This is a genomic window from Microbacterium sp. 1262 (assembly GCF_040544895.1).
Lineage (GTDB): Bacteria > Actinomycetota > Actinomycetes > Actinomycetales > Microbacteriaceae > Microbacterium > Microbacterium plantarum.
On the sequence record NZ_JBEPKU010000001.1, the window covers coordinates 503,803 to 526,097 of the forward strand.

Sequence of the window (22,295 nt, forward strand, 5' to 3'; positions counted from 1 at the left end):
CCCCCCAAGCGGCGGGACGTTGCGTGGGCGGCACCCCTATCCCCCAATGTGGGGTGCCGTCCTTCTTCTTTTTGTCGCGGGTTTCACGCGGCGAGGTGGTGCTTCCACTCGTCCGGCAGCGCACGGTGGGGCCGCAGCGGCGAGAGAGCGAACGCGGCCGCTGCGAGTGTCAGCAGCAGAGGCGACAGCAACAGGGCGACACCGTTCGATGCCGCGCTGCCGACGATGCCCGCGACGAGTGCCCCGAGGGGCATGGCGCCCTGCGTGACGAATCGGTTCGCGGCGGTGGCGCGTCCCATCAGCTGCGGCGGAGTCACCTCGGCGCGCAGGCCGGCGGAGCTGATCATCGTCGTCACGACGATCAGGCCGAAGGCGAAGCTCGACCCCGCGACGAACACGACCGAGGGAAGCGGCACCACGTACGCGGATGGCAGGATCAGCGCGGCCACGGGAAGCAGGCAGTATCCGACGAGCATCGTCCGGATGGGACCCAGGCGGTTGCGGATCCGCATGGCGACGAGCGAACCGATGATGGCGCCGGTCGCTCCGATGCCGCTCGCGAGCGCGTAGCCGCTCGCGGTCATCCCGAGGTCGTCGAGCGCGACGAGAACGATCAGCGTTGCGAAGACGCCGGCGCCGGCGTTGATGAGGGCATTCGTGACGAGCATGGTCCGGAGAACGGGATGCCGCCGGACGAACGCGATCCCCTCGACGAGCGACGCCCAGAACGGGGGAGGGGCGACACCCTTCTCGCGAGGCTCCGGTGCGCGGATGAGCGAGGCCGCGACGGCGGCCAGGATGCCGGTGACCGACGTGATGACGTAGAGGAGCGGTGCCGCCAGGCGTGTGAGCACGGCTGCTGCCAGCGCGGGGCCGACGACTTGCATCGAGGCGTCGGTCGACTGGATTCGAGCCGTTGCCTCGGATACCCGCGACGGCCCGACGATGGCCGGGGTGAACGCCGTCTGCGCCGTGTCGGAGAATACCGACGTCACGCTGATGATTGCGGCGACCGCCATGAGCTGCCACACCGAGAGCCAGCCGGCGATGTACGCGACCGCGACGCTCGCCGCAGCGACAGCCCGGATGAGCTCGGTGCCCACGAGGATGGGCCTCTTAGGCCACCGGTCGACCCAGACGCCCGCCGGGAGACCGATCACGAGATAGGCGCTCAGACCCAGCGCGGAGATGACGCCGACCTGCCACGCCTCGGCTCCGAGGACGGCCACCGCCGTCACCGACAGGGCGAGTGTCGCGAACTGGCGTCCGGTCTCCTGGAGGGCATTCGACGCCCACAACCATCGGAAGCCCGTGTTGCGGTGAACCGCACCGGTCGACTCGTCCTGAACCACCATGCCAGTGTCTCGTTCCGGTTCCTCCCCAGCGGGGATAAGACACGGCTTGTGCCACGAATGGCGGCAGCCCGCGAATGAGGGCGGGGGCGCTTTCTAGTGTCGGGGCATGGCATCAGCATTCGTCGTCGTTCCGCGCCCGGGCTCCGCTGCGCCCTCACGCGGCGAACCGGCGTCGGTGCCGGGACCGCGGCGACAGCTCCCCGATGATGCGGCGCTCGACCCGTTGCGCGAGTACCTGCTCGATCCCGATGTGACGGACGTCTTCGTCAACGGGGAACGCGGCGTCTTCATCGACCGCGGCCGGGGCGCCGAGGCCGTCGAGGGGTGGTGTCCGAATGAGGCGGAGGTGCGCGCTCTCGCCGTCGCGTTGATCGCCCTCGGCGGGCGTCATCTCGACGACGCTACGCCCTGTGCCGACGTGCGCTGGGCCGGCGGCATCCGGGTGCACGCCGTGCTTTCGCCGGTGGCCTGCGAGGGGTCGGTGATCTCGATCCGGCTCCCCGCCGCCGAGCAACTGAGTCTCGCCGATCTCGAGCAGCGAGGCATGTTCGACACCGCGGTCGCCGCGGACCTTCGTCGGCTCGTCGAGGAGCGGACCAACCTCCTCGTCACAGGGGCGACGGGCGCCGGCAAGACGACGCTCCTCGCAGCGCTGCTCTCGGCCGCGAGCCCGACCGACCGGATCGTCACGATCGAGGATGTCGCCGAGCTTCGGCTCGATCACCCGCACCATGTGAGGCTCGAGGCGCGCCAGCCCAATCTCGAAGGCGCCGGAGCTGTGCCGCTCGCTCGGCTGGTCCGGGAGGCGCTGCGCATGCGGCCCGATCGGCTCGTGGTGGGCGAGTGCCGCGGCGAAGAGGTCCGCGAGTTGCTGACTGCCCTCAACACGGGGCACCAGGGCGGAGCAGGGACGGTGCACGCGAGCGGTCTGGCCGACGTCCCGGCCCGGCTCGAGGCGCTCGGTGCGCTGGCGGGCCTCGACGATCACGGCGTCGCCCGCCAGGTGGTGAGCGCGATCGGCGCGGTCGTCCACGTAGGAAACGTCGACGGTGTGCGACGGGTCATGGGGATCGCCCGCCCGGTCCTCCGGGACGGGCGCCTCGGAATCGAGGAACAGGCATGACGCGGACTTGGCGCTGGCGCCGTTCCGCGGCTGAGTCGGATGCTGCAGCGGCGGATGTCGCACCCGTCCTGCATCGTCTCGCCGTGCTCCTCGAAGCAGGCATCGCACCCGACCGGGCCTGGGAGCACCTCGCCGCCTCGGGTGACTCGGCACCTCGGCGCGTGCACGAACGACGACGAGCGGGCCGACCGCTCGCCGACGCCATCGCTGCCGAGGAGGGCGCCTGGCGCGAGGTCGCCGAAGCCTGGCAGGTCGCGACGACGGTGGGCGCCCCGCTCGCGCGCACGCTGCGCGGGATGGCCGAGGCGCTCCGCGACGCCGAGGCAGCTCGTGACGACATCCGCGTCGCGCTCGCCGAGCCGGCGGCCACGGCGCGCCTGGTCGGGTGGCTGCCGCTCGTGGCGGTCGCGCTGGCTTTGCTGCTCGGCTTCGATGTGCTCGCCACGCTGCAGCACCCCGTAGGCGCCGCGTGCCTCGTCGTCGGGGCGCTGCTGATGGTGGGCGCGCACGTGTGGACACGTCGTCTCGTGGCTCGCGCCCGCCCTGCTGGCGGCGTTCCCGGAATGTCGGCGGAGCTCCTCGCGGTCGCGCTGTCGAGCGGCGTGTCGATCGGCCGCGCAGAGGAGGTACTGGCGTCCGTCGACGTCTCGCCGGCGGATGCCGACCGCGACGTCCTGGATCTGTCGACCTCGGCAGGCGTGCCCGCGGTGGATCTTCTGCGGGCCACCGCGGAGCTCGAGCGTCACCGCGCCCGCATCGAGGGGCGGATGCGGGCGGCGCAGCTGACATCACGGCTGCTACTGCCGCTCGGGGTCTGCACACTGCCCGCGTTTCTTCTCATCGGCGTCGCGCCGATGCTTCTCAGCGCGATGACGAGCACCTCGGTGACGCTGTGACTCCGCCACCCCCGCGCGAGCTCGATCGCGTCCGACCAGACCCAGACCGTGCCCACCGTGCCCGATCCGAACACTCAACGACAGAACGGAGCAGACATGAACCGATCCCTTCCTCGATTGACACGAGCGCGCGCCGCGAGGCTCTTCGCCGACGAGTCCGGCGCCGCGACCGCGGAGTACGCCATCGCGACGATGGCCGCCGTCGCCTTCGCGGGCCTGCTGGTGATGATCATGCGCAGCGACGAGGTGCGCGGCATCCTCACCGATCTCGTGCGGCGGGCGTTGACCGTCGAATGAGGTTCTGCCGAGACGAGCGCGGTTCGGTGGCCGCCGAATTCGCGGTCGTCGTTCCGGCGGCGATGCTCCTGGTGCTGCTCGCCGTCGCCGTGTTGGCGGCGGCGGGCACGCAGATCCGGCTCGAGCATGCGGCTGCTCAGGCCGCGCGGCTCGTCGCGCGCGGCGAGGTTCCGGGGCGGGCGGCGGCGGCGGTGCAGGCAGCGGCAGGGGGCGCCGCGCTCGACGTGCGATCCGACGCGGACCTCACGTGCGCGATCGTGACGGCCGATCATGCGATCCCGCTGCCGCTGCCGTCACTGCGCGCGGAGAGCTGCGCGCTCACCGGAGGGCTCTGATGGCGGGCGTTGCGACGGCCATCGGCGTTCTGGCGGTGACGGCGACGGTCGCCGCGGGCTGCGCCCTGGCGGGAGTCGCGGGGATCCAGTCGGCGCGGGTGTCTGCCGTCGCCGACACGGCGGCGCTCGCGGCGGCCGATGCCGCGCTCGGGTTCGTCGGGGGAGTGCCGTGCGAGCGAGCCGGGCAAGTCGTCGCACGGTCGGGGCTCGCGCTCACAGCGTGCGAGGTGGACGGCGTGGTCGCGACCGTCGCGGTCGCGTCGTCGGCCGGCGTGTTCGCCGTTCAGGCGCGCGCCCGGGCCGGCCCGCCGGAGTGACTCATTCGATGTCTCGACCGCGGTCGTGAACCCGCCACCCAGGGGAGCGGCCCGGTCGCCTCAGCCACCGGGCCTGGCCGAGTGGGACTGATCAGGAACCGCCGGCTTGCTGCGATCGTAGGGGGCGTCCGTCATCCGCCGCGTGGGGGTGATCCGCAATGCGTGATTCCCGGCTGAACCCCGTCGCATCCTGCCGTCGCCAGGCGGGCCTGTGAAGGGTGTATTTCGCGTGCACGCGCGCGCCCGCGCGGCCCGTGAGCCCCGGCATGCCGACGCGAGGATATGGCGCGCCGTTCCCAGCGTCCTCCACCGTGTGGCGCGTGTATGGTGTGCGCTGGAGAAAGGAAGACTCGTGGCAGGCGGCAAGAAACTCGTCATCGTCGAGTCCCCGACCAAGATGAAGTCGATCCAGGGCTACCTGGGCGACGAGTACGAAGTGCTCAGCTCGGTCGGGCACATCCGGGACCTCGCTAAGAAAGAGGACATCCCGGCCGACAAGAAGCAGGCGTACGGCAAGTACTCCATCGACGTCGAGAACGGCTTCGATGCGTATTACGTGGTCAGCGATCGCAAGACCAAGACCGTTGCCGAGCTCAAGCGCGCCCTGAAGGACGCCGACGAGGTCCTGCTCGCCACCGATGAAGACCGCGAGGGCGAGGCGATCGCCTGGCACCTGCTTGAGGTGCTCAAGCCCAAGGTCCCGGTCAAGCGCATGGTCTTCCACGAGATCACCAAGGACGCCATCCGCGCGGCTGCCGACAACACCCGCGAGCTCGACCTCGCACTCGTCAACGCGCAGGAGACCCGCCGCGTCCTCGACCGCCTGTACGGGTGGGACGTCTCACCCGTGCTCTGGCGCAAGATCGGCTCCGGCCGCGACGGTCAGGCGCTGAGCGCCGGCCGCGTGCAGTCCGCCGCGACCCGCATGGTCGTCGAGCGCGAGCGCGAGCGGATGTCGTTCGTCTCGGCGTCGTACTGGGACATCGAGGCCCACGCGGCGAAGGACGGCGGCTCGTTCTCGACCCGCCTCGCGCGTCTCGACGGCGCCCCGCTGGCCCGCGGCACCGACTTCGACGACGCCGGCTCGCTGAAGAAGGCGGTCGTCGTCCTCAGCGAGAAGGACGCCCGCGAGCTCGCCGCAGCGATCGAGAAAGCCGCCACCGCCGCCGTCACCGCGGTCGAGGCCAAGCCCGGAACCCGCAGCCCCAAGCCGCCCTTCACGACCTCCACGATGCAGCAGGAGGCCGGCCGCAAGCTCTCGATGAGCGCCAAGCACGCGATGAGCGTCGCCCAGCGTCTCTACGAGAAGGGCTACATCACCTATATGCGCACCGACTCGACCGCGCTCTCGGCGCAGGCCGTGACGGCCGCGCGCACGCAGGCGGTCGCGCTGTACGGCGACCGTGCGGTTCCCGCGAGCCCGCGCTCGTACCGCAACAACGCCAAGAACGCCCAGGAGGCGCACGAGGCGATCCGCCCGTCGGGCGAGGAGTTCCGCACGCCTGCATCCGTCGCGTCCGGTCTCGACCGCGACGAGCAGCGCCTGTACGACCTCATCTGGAAGCGCACCGTCGCCAGCCAGATGTCCGACGCGAAGTACGAGACCACGACCGTCACGCTCGAGGTCGACGCAGCCGGCAAGCGGGCCGCTTTCACGGCATCCGGAACCGTCTACACCTTCAAGGGCTTCCTCGAGGCGTACGAAGAGGGCAACGACGAGAAGCGCGGCGACAACGACCGCTCCGCCGACCAGTCGCTGCCGCCCGTCGCCGTGGGCGACGAGCTCGCGCTGTCGGATGTCGAGCCCAAGGGCCATGCGACGAGTCCCAAGCCCCGCTACACCGAGGCGAGCCTCGTCAAGGCGCTCGAGGAGAAGGGCATCGGCCGTCCGTCGACCTTCGCGAGCATCATCGACGTCATCCTCGAGCGCGGCTACGTCACCAAGCGTGGCCAGGCGCTCGTCCCCAGCTGGCTCTCGTTCAGCGTCGTGCGGCTGCTCGAGCAGCACTTCTCCGACCTCGTCGACTACGACTTCACGGCGGCGCTCGAAGACGACCTCGACGCCATCGCCCGGGGTGAGCAGGCGCGCGAGGCGTGGCTGAAGGAGTTCTACTTCGGCTCGGACAACCACGTGGGCCTGCGCAACATCGTCGAGAACCTCGGTGACATCGACGCCCGCGAGCTCAACGCGACGCCCATCGGCGACGTGGCGACCCTGCGGTTCGGCAAGTACGGGCCGTACCTCGACGTCCCCGTCGGCGAGGGCGAGACGCGCATCGTCAACGTCCCGGACGACCTCGCGCCCGACGAGCTGACGCCCGAGAAGGCGCAGGAACTCATCGACGCTCCCGTCGCCGGTGACCGCGTCCTCGGTGAGAACCCCGAGAACGGCAAGCTCATCGTCGTCAAGGACGGACGCTTCGGCCCTTACGTGCAGGAGCTCGAGCCCGAGCCCGAGGAGACCGTCGACGAGGCGACCGGCGAGGTCGCCCCCGCCAAGAAGAAGACGACGAAGAAGAAGGAAGCGGCCCCGAAGCCGCGGACCGCGTCGCTGTTCAAGTCGATGAGCGTCGACACGGTCGACCTCGAACAGGCGCTCAAGCTGCTGTCGCTTCCTCGCGTCGTGGGCGTCGACCCCGAGTCGGGCAACGAGATCACCGCACAGAACGGCCGCTACGGTCCGTACCTGAAGAAGGGCACCGACTCGCGCACGCTCGCGAGCGAGCAGCAGCTGTTCGACATCACGCTCGAGGAAGCCCTCGCCGCTTACGCGCAGCCCAAGTACGGCGCTCGTGCGGCGTCCAGTGCGCTCAAGGAGTTCGAGGCCGACCCCACCAGCGGCAAGCCGATCAAGCTGAAGGACGGCCGCTTCGGCCCCTACGTCACCGACGGCGAGACCAACGCGACGATCCCGCGCGGTGAGAACGCCGAAGAGGTCACGTTCGAACGCGCCGTGCAGCTGCTCGCCGACAAGCGCGCCAAGGGGCCGGCACCCAAGCGCAAGACGGCGGCGCGCAAGACCACGACAACGCGCAAGCCCGCGGCAAAGAAGAAGTGACCGGCTCCGCCGACCGCGGACTCTGGATCACCCTCGAGGGCGGCGACGGGTCGGGGAAGACGACCCAGGCGACCGCTCTCGAGGCCTGGCTCCGCGAGAGCGGACGCGAGGTCGTTCGCACGCGCGAGCCGGGCGGCAGCGACGTGGGCGTGCTCATTCGCGACATCGTCCTGCACCACCGGGGAGACATCGCTCCGCGCGCCGAAGCCCTGCTGTACGCCGCCGACCGTGCTCACCACGTCGCGACCGTGGTCCGTCCGGCCCTCGACCGCGGCGCCGTGGTCGTGCAGGATCGGTACCTCGATTCGTCCGTGGCCTACCAAGGGGCCGGACGGGTCCTGGATGCGGGCGAGGTGCGCGACCTCTCGCTGTGGGCCACCGACGGCGCGCTGCCCGACATCACGGTGCTGCTCGACCTCGATCCCGCCGCCGCCCGGGCACGTCTCGACGCCGACGACAAACCGTTCGACCGGCTCGAGGCCGAGAAGGCGGACTTCCACGAGCGTGTGCGCACCGCCTTCCTCGGGCTCGCCGCAGCGGAGCCCGAGCGGTTCCTCGTGCTCGACGCATCCCGTCCACCGGTCGACCTGTCCGTCGAGATCCGCGCGCGCGTCGAACGCTCGCTGCGCGGCTGAGCCGGCGCGGACGGCGGGCCGCGGCCCGCGCGGCGTGGGGTAACCGACGTCGGAGGCTCCCCGTAGGCTGGACCCATGACCGCCTCCGCTCCGCTCGCGCCGCCGTGGGGCGAGGTCTGGGGTCAGGACTCGGCCGTCGCGGCGCTGCAGGCCGCGGCATCCGACCCCGCGCAGCTCGCGCACGCCTGGCTCATCACGGGCCCACCCGGCTCGGGGCGTTCGACGCTCGCGCACGCGTTCGCCGCAGCGCTGATCGCCGAGCCGGGGGATGAGGGCGCGATGCGGCAGGTCCTCGCGGGCACGCATCCCGATCTCACGGCCCTCCGCACGGAGGGCGTGGTCATCTCCATCCGTGACGCCCGCGCGCTCGTCGAACGGTCGTACTTCTCGCCGTCTCTCGGTCGCTACCGGGTCATCGTCGTCGAAGACGCCGATCGGATGGTCGAGCGGACGAGCAACGTTCTGCTCAAAGCTCTCGAAGAGCCGCCGGAGCAGACGGTCTGGGTGCTGTGCGCGCCGAGCGATGCTGATCTGCTGCCGACGATCCGCTCGCGCGTGCGGACGCTGCGACTGCGTGAGCCCGACGTGGCGGATGTCGCCGGCCTGATCTCCGCGCGCACGGGCGTCGACGAAGCGGTGGCCGAGCAGTCCGCTCGTCTCGCCCAGCGTCACATCGGTATGGCTCAGCGCCTCGCGACGGATGCCGCCTCTCGGGAGCGCCGCGATGCGACGCTGCGCGCGGTGCTGGCGGTGCGCGGGGTGTCCGACGCCGTCGAGACGGCCGGTCGCATCGTGAGCGCCGCGACGGAAGATGCCAAGGCTCTGACGGCCGAACGCGACGAGTCCGAGCGAGAGGCGCTCCGGCGTACGCTCGGGGTCGCTCCGGGTGCACCCGTGCCGCCCGCCGTGCGCGGTCAGCTCAGCGCGCTCGAGGACGAGCAGAAGCGTCGGGCGACGCGCAGCCTGCGCGACGGCATCGATCGGGTCCTCACCGATCTCGAATCGATGTACCGCGACACGCTGATGCTGCAGTTCGGCCGGGAGGGCGACCTCATCAATCGCGAGCTGACGAGCGAGCTCGCCGCTCTCGCGTCGGCATGGACTCCCGACCGCACGCTCGTCGTGCTCGATCGGATCTCGGCCACGCGAAGCGCCCTCGAAGGCAACGCGGCCCCCCTGCTCGCCCTCGAGAGCATGCTCATCACCGTCGCCAGCGGAAGGACACCGTGAAAGCTCCCCGTCGTCTGGTCACCGTCGTCGCGATCGCCGCGGCCACGGTGACGGTCCTCACCGGATGCGTCTTCAAGGGAAGCCCCGATCAGGCTTCGCCGGCGCCGAGCCGCACGCCTATCACCGAGGGCGTCTCAGCGGATCTGATGCCGTTCTACGGGCAGGAGCTCGAGTGGGAGTCCTGCGTGGGCGCCGACTCGGGTTCATACGATTGCACGACGGTGCGCGCGCCGCGTGACTGGAACGATCCGTCCGCGGGCGAGATCGAGCTCGCGGTCGTCCGGCGTGCGGCCGGGTCGGGCGAAGCGCTCGGGTCGCTGCTGGTCAACCCCGGCGGTCCCGGCGCGAGCGGGTACGACCTGATCGCCGACAGCGCGCAGTTCGCGGTCGGGTCGGTGCTGGCCGACGCCTACGACGTCATCGGGTTCGACCCGCGCGGTGTGGGCCGCTCGAGCGCCGTCGCGTGCTTCGACGCCGCGGGCACCGACGCCTACTTCTTCGACATCCCGGCGGCGCCTCGAGGCACGCCGGAGTGGGAAGCGGAGTTGACGGAGCGCAACGAGCAGTTCGCCGCCGCGTGCGACGAGAACAGCGGCGGCATCCTGCCCTTCATCACGACCGAGTTCGCCGCGCGCGACATGGATCTGCTGCGTGCGGTGCTCGGCGACGAGAAGCTCAACTACCTCGGGTACTCGTACGGAACCTTCCTCGGGGCGACCTACGCCAAGCTCTACCCCGAGAACGTCGGGCGTCTCGTGCTCGACGGTGCGATCGACCCGAGCGTGTCGTCTCTCGATGTCAGCGCCACCCAGGCGGTCGGCTTCGAGTCTGCGCTGCGCGCGTTCATGGCGGCCTGCATCGAGGAAGAGGACTGCCCCTTCCGAGGGTCCGTCGATGACGCGATGACCGACCTCGGGACGCTGCTTGCGAGCGTCGACGCGTCGCCCCTGCCGGCATCCGACGGTCGCCGGCTCGGCGCCGACTCGCTCATGACCGCGATCATCGCCGCGCTGTACTCGCAGGACAACTGGCCGATCCTGCGGCAGGCTCTGTCGCAGACTCTGGCGGGCGACCCGCAGACGGCGTTCCTGCTCGCCGACTTCTACTACGCGCGCACGTCCGACGGGCAGTACTCGGACAACTCGTCCGAGGCGTTCCGCGCGTACAACTGCATGGACTACCCGGTCGAGAACGACCCCGAGGCCGAGGCCGCGTCGAAGGCGCGCCTCGCGGTGGAAGCGCCGACGGTCGCACCGTACTGGGAGGGCGTCGACGCCTGCGCAGTCTGGCCGTACCCGCCCACCGGTACCCGCGGCGAGATCACGGCCGACGGTGCCGCGCCGATCGTCGTCGTGGGCACGACCAACGATCCCGCCACTCCGTACGAGTGGTCGGAATCGCTCGCCGATCAGCTCGCCTCGGGCGTGCTCGTCACGCGAGAGGGCGAGGGGCACACCGGGTTCCAGAAGGGCAACTCGTGCGTCGACGACGCGGTCGAGGCCTTCTTCCTCGACGACACGGTGCCCGAGGACGGCCTCGTCTGCCGCTAGGTCTCTGCTCCCTCGGCATCCCACCGGTCCCAGCTTGCCGCGTGAGGTCCCAGTTCGGCCGGGAACGGGGCCGCTGAAACCGGCCCAAGTGGGACCTCGGCGGCGGTCAGGACGGGCGCGGCAGGGTCCGGAGCATCTCGACCGCTGCCCGCGCGCCCTCGGGTGAGCCGTCGAGCGCGCTGAGAGCAGCGGCGACCCGGATGTCGAAGTCGGCCGGGGCCGATGTCAGACGAGAGACTCCCGGGACGATGCCCTTCTCGTTGATGGCCCAGGCTCTGGCGTCGGCGTGCCACGCGTACCCGAGCCGCACGGCCGCGTTGCTCAGGCAGAGACTGAGGTAGGCGGTGTCGCCGCGACCAGCGACCTTCGCTGCGGCGTCCACGAGGAAATCCACCTGCCACAGGTCGTCGAGGAAGGGTCGGCGTCGCGGATGATGACGTCGACGGGCATTCCCGCGATCGTCGCCCACGCGCCGCTGTCCACCCACGGGCCCCAGCTCCCGGCCGGTCCGATGGTGACCGACGTCCCGGCTCAGCGAGACACCGACGCGGAGAGGACGCCGCGGTCGAATGTTCGCCCGTCGACGTAGACGCCGAGATCGACGTCCGAGTCGGCGGCATGCGTGCCGCGCGCGCGGCTGCCTCCGAGCGCCACCGCGACCACGCCCGGCGTCGCTGCAAGATCACGCGCGATGCGAACCAGATCGGCATCCGAAAGCATGCCGCCAGGCTAGCCCCCGCCGCCGAGGTCCCACTTGGGCCGGGAATGATGCCGCCATACCCGGCCGAACTGGGACCTCGACGGGCGCGGACCCCGCCCAACTGGGACCTCGGCGGGTATCAGCGTCGAAGGATGCGGCGCGCGAGGGCGTTGCCGAGGAACTGTACGCCCTGCACGAGCAGGATGATGATGATCACGGCCGCCCAGGTCACCCACGGGTTGAACTGACGGAAGCCGTTCACCAGCGCGAACTGACCGAGGCCACCCGCCGCGATCGCGCCGGCGACCGCGGTCATGTCGACGAGCGCGACCACGATGAAGGTGTAGCCGAGCACGAGCGGTCCGAGCGACTCGCGGGGGACCAGCCGGAACAGGATGCGCGAGCGGCTCGCACCGGCGGCGCGGGCAGCCTCGATCACCCCAGGGCGCACCGTCAGCAGGTTCTGCTCGACGATGCGTCCGATGGCGAACATCGACGCGATCGAGATCGCGAAGACGGCGAACTCGATGCCGATGCCGCGGATGCTGAACGCGCGGGCGAGCGGCTGGACCGCGGCCATGAAGATGATGAACGGGATCGGCCGGAACGTGTTGACGATCACATTGACGATGCCGAACACGACGCGGTTGGGGAACAGGCTGCCGGCCCGGGTCGCGTACAGTGCGAGGCCGATGAGGAAGCCCGCGATACCGCCGAACACGAGGCTCAGCGTGATCATGTAGAGCGTCTCGGCCGTCGCCGGCCAGAGGTCGGGGAGCAGGTCGATGAGCCTATCCACGGGAGTCCTCCTCGATGAGCGGTGCGTGGGCGGATGCCGCCGCCACGGCACGGTCGACGGCGTCCTTCTCTCCCGACAGAGCGAGGGTCAGATGGCCGAAGACGCGACCGCGGATGTCGTTGATGCCGCCGTGGATGAGCTCGAACCGGACGCCGTGCGACGACAGCGCCGCGAACACGTCCGCCTGCGGCGACTCGCCCTCGCGGATCGTGAAGGTGACGATGCGGCCGGGGTGCCGGGCGCGCAGTGCCGCGAGCTTGTCGCCCGTGGGCGCCTCATCGATGATGCTCGCCACGAAGCGGCGCGTGGCGTCGTGCGACGGTGCCGAGAGAACGTCGAAGACGTCACCGCTCTCGATGACTCGTCCATGCTCCATCACGACGACGCGGTCGGCGATCGCGCGGACGACTTCCATCTCGTGGGTGATGACGAGGATCGTCACGCCGAGCTCGGTGTTGATGCGCTTGAGGAGGGCGAGCACCTCCTGAGTCGTGTCGGGGTCGAGAGCGCTCGTCGCCTCGTCCGCCAGCAGGATGCGGGGGCTCGTGGCCAGCGCCCGCGCGATGCCGACGCGCTGCCGCTGCCCGCCCGAGAGCTGTTCGGGGTAGTTCTTGGCCTTGCCCGAGAGCCCGACGAACTCGAGCAGTTCGGCCACGCGTTGCTTGACCTCGGCACGCGGGCGGCCGGCGACCTCGAGGGGGTACGCCACATTGCCCGCGACGGTGCGCGAGTCGAACAGGTTGAACTGCTGGAAGATCATGCCGATGTCACCGCGCAGGGCTCGCAGCTCGCGCTCGCGGAGTCCCGTGATGTCGCGGCCGTCGATCTCGACGCTGCCGCTCGTCGGCGTCTCGAGAGCGTTGACCAGGCGCAGCACCGTGCTCTTTCCCGCGCCGGAGTACCCGACGATGCCGCACACGGTTCCGGCCTCGATCTCGAGGTCGACGCCATCGACCGCGACGACGGGCTCGCCGCCCTTCGTGGACGGGGGGAAGCGTTTGGTCACGCCGGACAGGCGGATGAGGGTCATGCGGGTCTCCTCGAACGGGACATGCGTGTGCGGCCCGTCCGGGGGAGCGGGCCGCACACGCGGGGATGTCACTGGTTGGCGCGGATGTCGTCCTCGACCTGCTTCAGGGCGGAAGCCAGCTCGTCCTTCGGCGTCTTCACGAGCACGGCCGAGCCGCCGGACGCCTCCTGCAGGCCGTCGGTGACCGCCTGGGTGTCCTGGAAGATCTCGACGAGCTTCTGGTAGGTCGGGTTGTCGGCGTCCTCGGCCTTCGCGGCGAAGATGTTGATGTACGGCTGCGCGCTCGGGTCGCTGGGGTCGTCGGTCGCGAGCGCGTCGTCGAACTTCAGGCCGGCATCCTCGACGAAGTCGTTGTTGATGATCGCGGCGGCGACATCGGGCAGCGACGTCGCGGTGAGGGCGGCGTCGAGTGCCTCGACCTTGACCTTCGAGCCGGGCTCGACGTCCGCGGTCGTCGAGAACACCGTGCCGCCGTCCTTGAGCTCGATGAGGCCCTGCGCCTGCAGCACGAGCAGACCGCGGGCCTGGTTGCTCTCGTCGTTGGGGACGGCGACGGTGGCGCCCTCGGGGATGTCGTCGACCGAGTCGTACTGCGTCGAGTACAGGCCCAGCGGGTAGGTCGCGGTCGAGCCGACGGCCACGAGGTCGTCGCCGGCGTTCACGTTGTAGGTCGCGAGGTAGATGATGTGCTGGAACTGGTTGAGGTCCAGCTCATCGGCCGACAGCGCGGGGTTGGGCTGCGTGTACTCGGTGAAATCGACGATGTCGACCTCGATGCCTTCCTCGGCCGCGGCCTCCTTGTAGGTCTCCCAGTAGGGGTCGCCCGCGCCCACGACGCCGATGCGCACCGGGCCGTCCTGTGCGGCCTCACCGGCGTCGCCGGCGCCGGCGTCCGACGCGCACGCGCCGAGCAGGAGGGTCAGGGGGAGGGCCAGGGCGGCCGCGGTCAGAAGTCGCTTGGACATGAGTGGTGCTCCTCGGATCGGGCACCGCGGGGCGGTGACCCGCCCGTGCGCGACCGGGGTCGCGCTCGCCTCATCGCGGTGCCCTCCGACGGTAAGCGCCACGGGTGGACGGGGAGTAATCGTCGCGTAACACGGCGTCTCCCGATATAAGGGCGTCGGCCGCGCCCCCGGTTCGCGACGGGGTCGGAGACCATGTAACATTGCTGATCGTGCATCGCACAGCGACGCGCGCCGCCTTAGCTCAGACGGCAGAGCGATTCACTCGTAATGAATAGGTCAAGGGTTCGATTCCCTTAGGCGGCTCCACAACGAAAGGCCCGAACTCCGAAGAGTCCGGGCCTTTCGCGTTCCCGTTGGACGGGCCGCCGCGCGGCTTACAGCGTCGCGGCGAACGGGTCGAAGTCGACCGGCACGGTGGGCACGGGCGCCACGGTGCTCGCGACCTTCACGAACTCGCCCGAGGCGGCCGATTCCTGCGCCGAGAGCATGACGTCGAGCACGTGGTAGCCGAGCTCGCCGGTGGCGACATGCGGCCGGTCCTCCGCGATCGCGCGGACCATGTCGAGCAGGCCCAGGCCGCGGCCGGTGAGCTTGCCCTCCTGCTCGATCTCGATCCACTCCTGCTCGCCCCAGTTGCCGTCCGAGATCGACTTCCGCGCCTTGACGTAGGCGATGCGTCCTTCGAACTGGTTGGGGTCGGGGAGCACGATGGAGCCCTCGGTGCCGTGCACCTCGAACACGCCGTGGCGTTCGAGGGCCGAGTCGAAGCTCAGCAGGCTCGCCGCCTGCTGACCCGCCTCGAAGGCCGTGATGACCTGCATCGTGGTGGGCACCTCGACGGGGAAGACGGTGCCCGCGTTGGGCCCGGCCTGGATGGTTCGCTCCTCGAGCTTCTTACGCCCGACGGCGGCGACGCGGTCGACCGACCCGAAGAGGCTGACGAGACCACTGAAGTAGTACGGACCCATGTCGAGCAGCGGTCCGGCTCCCTGGGCGAAGAGGAACGCGGGGCTCGGGTGCCACAGGTCGGGGCCGACGGTCTGGAACGTCGTCGACGCGAACATGGGCTCGCCGACCACACCGCTCTGGATCGCGCGCTTCGCGGTCTGGAAGCCGGGGCCGAGGAGCGTGTCGGGGGCCGAACCGATGCGCAGGCCCGCGGCATCCGCCTGGCGCAGGAGCTCCGCCGTGCTCTCGCGGTCGAGGCCGAGCGGCTTCTCGGTCCAGACGTGCTTGCCCGCCGCGATCGCGCGCGAGGAGATCTCGACGTGGACGGCGGGGATCGTCAGGTTGACGACGACGTCGACATCGGGGTGCGCGAGGACATCGTCGGTCGTGCCCCATCCGGCGACGCCGTGCTTCTCGGCCTGAGCCTTGGCGCGGTCGACGTCGAGGTCGCCGAGGATGACGACGCGGACATCGGGAAACGAGCCGAGGTTCTCGAGGTAGGTGTCGCTGATGACACCGACGCCGACGAAACCGACTCCGACGGGCCCGGTCATGCGCTGACTCCGTTCTCACGCAGGAACGCCAGGCTGGCGGCGACGTCGGCGAAGACGTCGCCGGGTGCCTTATCGTATTCGACGACGGCGTACTTCAGAGCGGTCGCCGCGCGCAGCGACTCGGCGAGGGGGACGTCGCCCGTGCCGGCGTGACGCTGATCGAGGCTGTCGGATCCGAACTCCGCGGCTCCTGGGGCCCAGGGGTTGGATGTCGGGACGACGCCGTCCTTGACGTGGACGGCGATGAGCCGGTCGCCGAGGCTCTTCACGAGGGCCGGGACGTCCTGGCCACCGGTGAGCGCCCAGAAGAGGTCGAGCTCGAGCGTGACGCGCTCGTCGAGGAGCGAGACGAAGCGCTCGTAGGCGCTCTGACCGTCGAAGGACGCGACGAACTCCTGCGCGTGGTTGTGGTAACCGACGCTCAGGCCGAAGCCGGCGGCGATCTCGGCCTGCGCGTTCAGGCGCTCCGCGATGTCGGCGACGCCGTCCTCGGTGAGCCACCGCTCGGGGGCGACGAACGGGTCGATGACCGTCTTCATGCCGATCGTTGCGGCGGCCTCGTAGACGACCTCGGGTGCGGGGGTGGGGATGGAGCCGTCCGGCGTCCAGAGCTCGTCGGTCAGCAGGGGAGCGTGACCGGTCGGCGAGGTGAGGCCGGCGGCATCCAGCGCCGCGCGGATCTCGGTCGGACGCGAGACGAAGTCGAACGCCTCGACGTGTGCGAATCCGATCTCGGCGAGCTTCGCCAGCGAGCCGGACATGTCGGCGGAGAACTCCTTCGCAAGCGAATAGAGCTGGACGGATGCCTGGACCTGAGTCACAGTCGACCTTCTTTCGTACGTCATCGTGCGGGGTGCCTGTGGTGGCACGACGTCACGCTAACACGTAATACATCCAGGTGGAGGTTTCTTGTTACAGTCGCGGTGTGAGCAACGCCGATCGCGCGAAGATGGGGCGCCCCGGCGCGTACGCCAAGGGTGTGGCGCGACGTCAGGAGATCCTCGACCGCGCGATCGAGGTCTTCCAGGAGCGTGGGCTGCAGGGAACGTCGCTGCGGCGGATCGCCGAGGCCATCGGGGTCTCGCACGCCGCACTGCTGCACTACTTCGAGTCGCGCGAGCAGCTCCTCGTGGCCGTGTACGAGCACGCTGAGACGCAGCGCGGACAGCGCGGTCGGACTCCGCCCGAAACGGCGGTCGGGGTGATGACGCGCGCAGCCGTCGACAACCTCGAGGTTCCGGGCCTCGTCGAGCTCTACTCGATCCTCGTCGCCGGTGCGCTCGAGGCGGGGAGCGAGCACGGCAAGCGCTTCTTCACGGCCCGGTTCGAGCGCATTCGAGGCGAGCTGACCGAGCGGCTGCGGGCCGAGCAGCGTGCGGGAACCGTTCGTGACGACGTGCCGGCGGAACAACTGGCGGCTCTGCTCATCGCGGCATCCGACGGCTTGCAGATCCAGTGGCTCCTCGAGCCCTCGATCGAGCTCGAGCGCACGCTCGCCTCTCTCGCAGTGCTCCTGCGTCCGTCATGAATTCGCACCCGGCGTGAACCATACTGAGTGCATGGCCCGAGCGACCCGCTTCCCGAGCCGGCGGCGCGCGTGACGACGACTCTCGATGCGGTCCTCGAGATCCTCAGCTGGGCGGGCTTCGGCGGCGCTGTCACGTTCGGCATCGCGCTCCTCGTGCTGTGGGCGGCGGACGGGACGTGGCTTCCGGCCGACGCGCTCGTCGACCACGAGCCCGACGGCACGTGGGTGCGCTGGTTCGACGACGAGGGTGAGGCGAACAGCGCGCGGGTCGATGAGCATACGGCGGCGCTCCTCGCGGGCCGCGATCGCGCCGACATCTGGTATCGCCACGGGTGGCGGGGAAGGATGCGGCTGACCCGTCGGCCGCCGGTTCGCCGACTGCTCGTCGGCTTGTCATCCGGATTTCTCGCTGTGGGCGTCGTCGCGCTCGTCGCATCCTGGGTCGTCCTCTTCGTCCGCGGCTGAGCGGGGTCTCGAGTCGGCGGACGGACTGGCGTATCCGAATGTAGCTAGATAAGCTACCTACGTGAATAGCGAACGAAGTGTCCCACGCTGGCTGCGCATCGGCATTCCCGCCCTGCTCGTGCTCGTCTGGCTCGTGGGCGGCTCGGTGGGTGGACCCTACTTCGGGCGCGTCAGCGAGGTGGCCACGAACGACCAGTCCTCGTTCCTCCCCGCGAGCGCCGACGCGACGAAGGTCAGTGAGCGCCTGACCGACTTCACCGGCGGTGAGGAGATCCCGGCGGTCGTCGTCGCCGCGGCATCCGATCCGCTCGACGAGGCGCAGCTCGCAGCACTCGGCGAGCTCGGCACCGCCATCGGCGAGCTCGACGGTGTCGGCGAGGTGTCGCCGCCCATCCCGTCCGAGGACGGTCTGGCTGTCCAGGTCTTCGTGCCGATCGACGCCTCGGGGGAGGTACGCGACGTCGTCGAAGAGGTCCGGGCGCTCGTCCAGGAGGACCTGCCCGCGGGCGTCGAAGCGTGGGTCACGGGACCCGCCGGCTTCACGGCGGATCTCGCCGAGGGCTTCCTCGGCATCGACGGACTGCTTCTGATCGTCGCGCTGGCCGCGGTGTTCATCATCCTGGTCGTCGTCTATCGCTCGCCGTTGCTGCCGATCCTCGTTCTGCTCACATCGGTCTTCGCGCTGTGCGTCGCCCTCCTGACGGTCTGGTGGCTCGCCAAGGCCGACATCGTCGTCCTCAACGGACAGGTGCAGGGCATCCTCTTCATCCTGGTGATCGGCGCGGCGACCGACTACGCCCTGCTCTACACGGCTCGTTACCGCGAGGCGATCGGGGCGGGCGCATCCCGCTGGGACGCGACGCTCCGCGCCTGGAAGGGCGCTGTCGAGCCGATCCTCGCCTCGGGCGGCACCGTGATCGCGGGCCTTCTCTGCCTGCTGCTCAGCGACCTGGCGAGCAACAAGGCGCTCGGTCCGATCGCCTCCATCGGCATCGCGTTCTCGATGCTCTCGGCGCTTACCTTCCTGCCGGCACTCCTGGCGCTGTTCGGGCGGGCCGCCTTCTGGCCCTTCATCCCCCGCACCGGCGCCATCGATCTTCCTGACGACCCGCGGGAGCCGGTTCGCGGACTCTGGCCGCGTCAGGCGCGTTTCGTCGCACGTCGTGCCCGGACGGTCTGGATCGCGAGTACCGTCGTGCTGCTCGTCGGCGCTGCAGGCGTGCTGCAGCTCAACGCGAACGGTGTGCCCTCGAGCGACCTCGTGCTCGGAGCCTCAGAAGCCCGCGACGGTCAGGCCGCTCTCGCCGAGCACTTCCCGGCGGGGTCGGGCAGCCCGGCGTCCGTCATCGTTCCGCAAGACCGTCTCGCCGACGCGCTCGCCGTGCTCGAGGAGAACCCCGGCATCTCATCGGTCGCCGCGGTCGCAGCGGATTCACCCACCGGGCAGGTCTCGGTGGCTCTCGAGGGCGGCGAGCCGGTCTTCACCGCCGCCGGGCCCCCGGGGGCACCGGCCCCCGAGCCGACGGTGTCGGAGGGCGATGTCCTGCTGTCGGTGACGCTCGCCGATCCGGCGGACTCGCTCGAGGCCGAGCAGACGGTCCGCGATCTGCGAGCAACCTTCGCCGACGAGGCACCCGAGGTACTCGTGGGCGGGACCACAGCGACGAACGTCGACACCAACGACACCTCGATCCGCGACCGGACAGTCATCATCCCGGTCATCCTGGTCGTGATCCTGCTCATCCTGATGCTGCTGCTGCGCTCGATCCTCGCGCCGGTGCTGCTCATCCTGAGCACCATCCTGTCGTTCGGCACGGCGTTGGGAGTGAGCGCCCTCGTGTTCAACCACGTGTTCGACTTCCCCGGAGGCGATCCCGCGGTGCCGCTGTACGGCTTCGTGTTCCTGGTGGCGCTGGGGGTCGACTACAACATCTTCCTCATGTCGCGTGTTCGTGAGGAGACTCTCGAACACGGAACCCGTCGAGGCATCGCCCGGGGGCTCGTGGCGACCGGCGGGGTCATCACCTCGGCGGGGCTCGTGCTGGCGGCGACGTTCGCGGCTCTCGGCGTCATCCCGATCCTGTTCCTCGCGCAGATCGCCTTCATCGTGGCCTTCGGGGTGCTGCTCGACACCTTCGTCGTCCGCTCGCTCCTCGTCCCCGCACTCGCTCACGACATCGGCCCCGCCATCTGGTGGCCGTCGAAGCAGTGGCGACGCGAGCGGGACGTGCAGCGCGGGGACACGCGGCGTACCCTCGACGCATGACCCGTGCCCTGTTCATCGTCGATGTCCAGAACGACTTCACCGAAGGCGGAGCACTCGGTGTGACCGGGGGTGACGCGGTCGCCGCGGCGATCACGCGTCACCTCCGGGAGCACGCCGGCGATTACGAGATCATCGTCGCCTCGCGCGACTGGCATCACGGCGATCATGACAACGGTGGGCATTTCGCCGTCGACGAGCCCGACTACGTCGACACCTGGCCGGTGCACTGCGTCGCCGACACCGCGGGCGCGGAGTACGACCCCGAGCTCGACGTGTCCGCCGTGACCCACCACGTGAAGAAAGGGCAGGGCGTGCCCGCGTACTCGCTCTTCGAAGGGACGACCGAGGAGGGGCATGCCGTCGCCGACCTGCTGACGCAGCACGGGGTCGTCGACGTCGACATCGTCGGCATCGCGACCGACTACTGCGTGCGCGCATCGGCCCTCGACGCGATCGCGCACGGTCGTCGGGTACGCATCCTGACCGACCTCGTGGCGGGCGTCGCGGAAGAATCGAGCGCGGCCGCGCTCGCCGAGCTGGCCCACGCGGGCGCGGCGCTCGCCGCCAGCACGGACCGGTGAGAGCTCAGCCGCCCGGCTTCTCCGGCTTCCCCGGCTTCTGAGAGCCCGGACCGTTGGACATCGGCCCCGCGCCGCTGTTCGCACCGGGACCGTTACCGTTGCCGCTGTTCTCGCCCGGTGCTGATCCGTTGCTCCCCGCGGGAGGCGCGTCGGTGATGACCGTTTCGGTGGTCGGGGTGTCGGCTGGCACGATGTCGGCCGGCACAGTGTCGGTGGTTTGCGCCGGAGCGCCGGCCTGACCGGTGCCGGGGGCGACGACAGTCTGCGTCCCCGTCGTGACATCGTCCGCGGGCGTTTCTGGCTCCTCGCTCTCGCCTGCATCGCCGTCGACGCCCGAAACGGACGGGGACGGAGTCTCGACGACGGTCGGCACGGCGACATCCGTCACCGGAGAGGCCTGCGGCGGCATCAGCATGAGATGTGCGGCGACCACCACGCCAGCCGACGCTGCGGCGAGGGCGCCGACAGCCATCGCCGTCCGCTTTCGGTGACGCTGTCGGGCGGCGGTGACCCGTTCCGGTGCGGACGTTGCGGTCGCACTGAGGCTGGGCGAGAAGAACGTGGGTTCCGTGCCTGCTCCGCGTGCCGCGAGAGCCGCGGCTGCCGTCACGGGGGCGTCGAGGTTCGTCGGCGACGCGGTCCCGCGCGTCGAGGTGAGCGGCCACGCGGCGGTCGCGACGTCAGACTGAGCGGCGCGGCTCGCGGCGGGCACGAAGCCGGATCGCGCCGCTGCTGTGCTCGCCGGGAAGGCGACGGTGGCTTCTCCCGCGACGTCGGCCTGGGCGCGCGCCCCACTCAGCCGTGACATGACCTCGAGCGCGGTCGGGCGATCCTCGGGGCGGCGTGCTGTCATCGCGCACAGCAGGTCGCGCCAGTGATGATCGAGCCCCTGGGGCATGTCGGGATCGCGTGACAAGCGTGCCAGCAGCTGGCCGCGATTGCCGTCCGACCCGGAGAACGCGCGCTCGCCCGTGGCCGCCTCGAGCATCACGAGGCCGAGGGCGTAGATGTCCGACGGCGGGGCCGGGTCGGCCCCGTGCAGCAGCTCGGGAGCAATATAGGCGGCGGTGCCGATCAGCAGGCTCGGTGAGGTGACACGTTCGCTGTCCAGAAGGTGGGCGATGCCGAAGTCGGCGAGCTTGGCGCGCAGCGGAACCCCCGGGACCGTCGAGCGCGCGAGGAGGATGTTGGACGGCTTCACGTCGCGGTGCACGATTCCCGCGTCGTGGACGACGTGAAGCGCGTCCGCGAGCTGGCCGCCGAGCGCTGTGAGCTCGCCCTCGTCGAGCACACCTGTCGCGATCCGCTGGGCCAGCGTCGTCCCGACGACGTGCTCCATCACGAGGAAGCGCGGTTCGGCCGTCAGATGGGCGTCGAACAGCGTGACCAGTCCCGGGTGGTTCAGCGAGGCGAGCAGGCGCGTCTCGATCGCCGCACGATCGGACGCGGCACTGTCGGTCAGCTCGGGCCGCAGCACTTTGACAGCGACCGGGCGTCCGAGGGCCTCGTCGCGCGCGAGGAACACCCGCGCCATGCCGCCCGAGCCGATCGGCTCGACGACGCGATACCGGCCCGCCAGGAGGGCGCCCGGCAGCGCGACATCATCGTTCGCGACACCGTCGATCATCCCGCGTCCTCGTCCTCGGCCGTCCCCACCGCGAGC

Annotated in this window: 22 protein-coding genes and 1 tRNA gene; 14 read left to right on the forward strand and 9 right to left on the reverse strand. The window is 70.3% G+C overall.

Annotation, left to right across the window (positions count from 1 at the left end; all coding sequences use genetic code 11):
- Positions 1–83 precede the first annotated feature (83 nt).
- Positions 84–1,355 (reverse strand): MFS transporter, encoded by a 1,272-nt coding sequence (locus ABIC53_RS02330; RefSeq protein ID WP_354450183.1) that lies wholly within the window; start codon positions 1,353–1,355, stop codon positions 84–86.
- Positions 1,356–1,461: 106 nt separating this feature from the next.
- Between ABIC53_RS02330 and ABIC53_RS02335 the strand changes: the two genes are divergently transcribed.
- From ABIC53_RS02335 to ABIC53_RS02375, 9 genes are all read left to right on the forward strand, one after another.
- Entirely contained in the window at positions 1,462–2,478 is a 1,017-nt protein-coding gene (locus ABIC53_RS02335; protein ID WP_354450185.1) for a TadA family conjugal transfer-associated ATPase, read from the forward strand.
- Positions 2,475–3,374 (forward strand): type II secretion system F family protein, encoded by a 900-nt coding sequence (locus tag ABIC53_RS02340; RefSeq protein ID WP_354450187.1) that lies wholly within the window; start codon positions 2,475–2,477, stop codon positions 3,372–3,374. The genes ABIC53_RS02335 and ABIC53_RS02340 overlap by 4 nt, the downstream gene beginning before the upstream one ends.
- 96 nt (positions 3,375–3,470) lie before the next feature.
- A complete protein-coding gene (locus ABIC53_RS02345) occupies positions 3,471–3,671 on the forward strand; it encodes a DUF4244 domain-containing protein (RefSeq protein WP_114588405.1) in 201 nt (66 codons plus the stop codon).
- Positions 3,672–3,697: 26 nt separating this feature from the next.
- Complete coding sequence (locus ABIC53_RS02350; protein WP_354450189.1) at positions 3,698–4,006, forward strand: TadE family type IV pilus minor pilin; 309 nt, start codon at positions 3,698–3,700, stop codon at positions 4,004–4,006.
- A complete protein-coding gene (locus ABIC53_RS02355; RefSeq protein ID WP_354450190.1) occupies positions 4,006–4,323 on the forward strand; it encodes a helicase in 318 nt (105 codons plus the stop codon). Before ABIC53_RS02350 ends, ABIC53_RS02355 begins: the two co-directional genes overlap by 1 nt.
- A 352-nt stretch (positions 4,324–4,675) precedes the next feature.
- Complete coding sequence (gene topA / locus ABIC53_RS02360) at positions 4,676–7,381, forward strand: type I DNA topoisomerase (RefSeq protein ID WP_354450192.1); 2,706 nt, start codon at positions 4,676–4,678, stop codon at positions 7,379–7,381.
- Complete coding sequence (gene tmk / locus ABIC53_RS02365; RefSeq protein ID WP_354450194.1) at positions 7,378–8,016, forward strand: dTMP kinase; 639 nt, start codon at positions 7,378–7,380, stop codon at positions 8,014–8,016. The genes topA and tmk overlap by 4 nt, the downstream gene beginning before the upstream one ends.
- Positions 8,017–8,091: 75 nt before the next feature.
- Positions 8,092–9,246 (forward strand): DNA polymerase III subunit delta', encoded by a 1,155-nt coding sequence (locus tag ABIC53_RS02370; protein WP_354450196.1) that lies wholly within the window; start codon positions 8,092–8,094, stop codon positions 9,244–9,246.
- Complete coding sequence (locus tag ABIC53_RS02375) at positions 9,243–10,796, forward strand: alpha/beta hydrolase (RefSeq protein WP_354450198.1); 1,554 nt, start codon at positions 9,243–9,245, stop codon at positions 10,794–10,796. Before ABIC53_RS02370 ends, ABIC53_RS02375 begins: the two co-directional genes overlap by 4 nt.
- 106 nt (positions 10,797–10,902) lie before the next feature.
- Here ABIC53_RS02375 and ABIC53_RS02380 read toward each other — a convergent pair whose 3' ends face one another.
- The 5 genes from ABIC53_RS02380 to ABIC53_RS02400 form a co-directional block, all read right to left on the reverse strand.
- Positions 10,903–11,178: a hypothetical protein gene (locus ABIC53_RS02380; protein WP_354450200.1), complete on the reverse strand. Its 276-nt coding sequence runs from the start codon at positions 11,176–11,178 to the stop codon at positions 10,903–10,905.
- Between the two features lie 149 nt (positions 11,179–11,327).
- Positions 11,328–11,516: a nucleotidyltransferase domain-containing protein gene (locus ABIC53_RS02385; RefSeq protein ID WP_354450202.1), complete on the reverse strand. Its 189-nt coding sequence runs from the start codon at positions 11,514–11,516 to the stop codon at positions 11,328–11,330.
- 119 nt (positions 11,517–11,635) lie between these two features.
- Complete coding sequence (locus tag ABIC53_RS02390; RefSeq protein WP_181574219.1) at positions 11,636–12,295, reverse strand: methionine ABC transporter permease; 660 nt, start codon at positions 12,293–12,295, stop codon at positions 11,636–11,638.
- Entirely contained in the window at positions 12,288–13,325 is a 1,038-nt protein-coding gene (locus tag ABIC53_RS02395; protein ID WP_354450204.1) for a methionine ABC transporter ATP-binding protein, read from the reverse strand. The genes ABIC53_RS02390 and ABIC53_RS02395 overlap by 8 nt, the downstream gene beginning before the upstream one ends.
- A 68-nt stretch (positions 13,326–13,393) precedes the next feature.
- Complete coding sequence (locus tag ABIC53_RS02400; protein ID WP_354450206.1) at positions 13,394–14,290, reverse strand: MetQ/NlpA family ABC transporter substrate-binding protein; 897 nt, start codon at positions 14,288–14,290, stop codon at positions 13,394–13,396.
- A gap of 230 nt (positions 14,291–14,520) precedes the next feature.
- On the opposite strand from ABIC53_RS02400, the gene ABIC53_RS02405 reads away from it, so the two are divergent.
- Positions 14,521–14,596 (forward strand) — tRNA-Thr (locus tag ABIC53_RS02405).
- Between the two features lie 68 nt (positions 14,597–14,664).
- Here ABIC53_RS02405 and ABIC53_RS02410 read toward each other — a convergent pair.
- Together ABIC53_RS02410 and ABIC53_RS02415 are read right to left on the reverse strand one after the other, a co-directional pair.
- A complete protein-coding gene (locus ABIC53_RS02410; RefSeq protein WP_323986103.1) occupies positions 14,665–15,792 on the reverse strand; it encodes a Gfo/Idh/MocA family protein in 1,128 nt (375 codons plus the stop codon).
- Positions 15,789–16,553 (reverse strand): sugar phosphate isomerase/epimerase family protein, encoded by a 765-nt coding sequence (locus ABIC53_RS02415; protein ID WP_404568857.1) that lies wholly within the window; start codon positions 16,551–16,553, stop codon positions 15,789–15,791. The genes ABIC53_RS02410 and ABIC53_RS02415 overlap by 4 nt, the downstream gene beginning before the upstream one ends.
- A gap of 188 nt (positions 16,554–16,741) precedes the next feature.
- Between ABIC53_RS02415 and ABIC53_RS02420 the strand changes: the two genes are divergently transcribed.
- The 4 genes from ABIC53_RS02420 (at position 16,742) to ABIC53_RS02435 (ending at position 20,632) form a co-directional block, all read left to right on the forward strand.
- Positions 16,742–17,320, forward strand: a complete 579-nt coding sequence (locus tag ABIC53_RS02420) for a TetR/AcrR family transcriptional regulator (RefSeq protein ID WP_112617561.1) — start codon at positions 16,742–16,744, stop codon at positions 17,318–17,320.
- Positions 17,321–17,389: 69 nt separating this feature from the next.
- Entirely contained in the window at positions 17,390–17,785 is a 396-nt protein-coding gene (locus tag ABIC53_RS02425; RefSeq protein WP_323986102.1) for a hypothetical protein, read from the forward strand.
- A gap of 61 nt (positions 17,786–17,846) precedes the next feature.
- Positions 17,847–20,051, forward strand: a complete 2,205-nt coding sequence (locus ABIC53_RS02430; RefSeq protein WP_354450209.1) for an MMPL family transporter — start codon at positions 17,847–17,849, stop codon at positions 20,049–20,051.
- Entirely contained in the window at positions 20,048–20,632 is a 585-nt protein-coding gene (locus ABIC53_RS02435) for an isochorismatase family protein (protein WP_112617185.1), read from the forward strand. Before ABIC53_RS02430 ends, ABIC53_RS02435 begins: the two co-directional genes overlap by 4 nt.
- 4 nt (positions 20,633–20,636) lie before the next feature.
- Here ABIC53_RS02435 and ABIC53_RS02440 read toward each other — a convergent pair whose 3' ends face one another.
- A complete protein-coding gene (locus tag ABIC53_RS02440; RefSeq protein WP_282501266.1) occupies positions 20,637–22,259 on the reverse strand; it encodes a serine/threonine-protein kinase in 1,623 nt (540 codons plus the stop codon).
- Positions 22,260–22,295: the final 36 nt, after the last annotated feature.

What these genes read in the sequence shown, in the direction of transcription:
- ABIC53_RS02330 (WP_354450183.1), bottom strand. Translation starts at nt 1,355, where the DNA reads ATGGTGGTTCAGGACGAGTCGACCGGTGCGGTTCACCGCAACACGGGC.
- ABIC53_RS02335 (WP_354450185.1), top strand. Translation starts at nt 1,462, where the DNA reads ATGGCATCAGCATTCGTCGTCGTTCCGCGCCCGGGCTCCGCTGCGCCC.
- ABIC53_RS02340 (WP_354450187.1), top strand. Translation starts at nt 2,475, where the DNA reads ATGACGCGGACTTGGCGCTGGCGCCGTTCCGCGGCTGAGTCGGATGCT.
- ABIC53_RS02345 (WP_114588405.1), top strand. Translation starts at nt 3,471, where the DNA reads ATGAACCGATCCCTTCCTCGATTGACACGAGCGCGCGCCGCGAGGCTC.
- ABIC53_RS02355 (WP_354450190.1), top strand. Translation starts at nt 4,006, where the DNA reads ATGGCGGGCGTTGCGACGGCCATCGGCGTTCTGGCGGTGACGGCGACG.
- ABIC53_RS02370 (WP_354450196.1), top strand. Translation starts at nt 8,092, where the DNA reads ATGACCGCCTCCGCTCCGCTCGCGCCGCCGTGGGGCGAGGTCTGGGGT.
- ABIC53_RS02385 (WP_354450202.1), bottom strand. Translation starts at nt 11,516, where the DNA reads ATGCTTTCGGATGCCGATCTGGTTCGCATCGCGCGTGATCTTGCAGCG.
- ABIC53_RS02395 (WP_354450204.1), bottom strand. Translation starts at nt 13,325, where the DNA reads ATGACCCTCATCCGCCTGTCCGGCGTGACCAAACGCTTCCCCCCGTCC.
- ABIC53_RS02400 (WP_354450206.1), bottom strand. Translation starts at nt 14,290, where the DNA reads ATGTCCAAGCGACTTCTGACCGCGGCCGCCCTGGCCCTCCCCCTGACC.
- ABIC53_RS02410 (WP_323986103.1), bottom strand. Translation starts at nt 15,792, where the DNA reads ATGACCGGGCCCGTCGGAGTCGGTTTCGTCGGCGTCGGTGTCATCAGC.
- ABIC53_RS02415 (WP_404568857.1), bottom strand. Translation starts at nt 16,553, where the DNA reads ATGTCCGGCTCGCTGGCGAAGCTCGCCGAGATCGGATTCGCACACGTC.
- ABIC53_RS02420 (WP_112617561.1), top strand. Translation starts at nt 16,742, where the DNA reads ATGGGGCGCCCCGGCGCGTACGCCAAGGGTGTGGCGCGACGTCAGGAG.
- ABIC53_RS02435 (WP_112617185.1), top strand. Translation starts at nt 20,048, where the DNA reads ATGACCCGTGCCCTGTTCATCGTCGATGTCCAGAACGACTTCACCGAA.
- ABIC53_RS02440 (WP_282501266.1), bottom strand. Translation starts at nt 22,259, where the DNA reads ATGATCGACGGTGTCGCGAACGATGATGTCGCGCTGCCGGGCGCCCTC.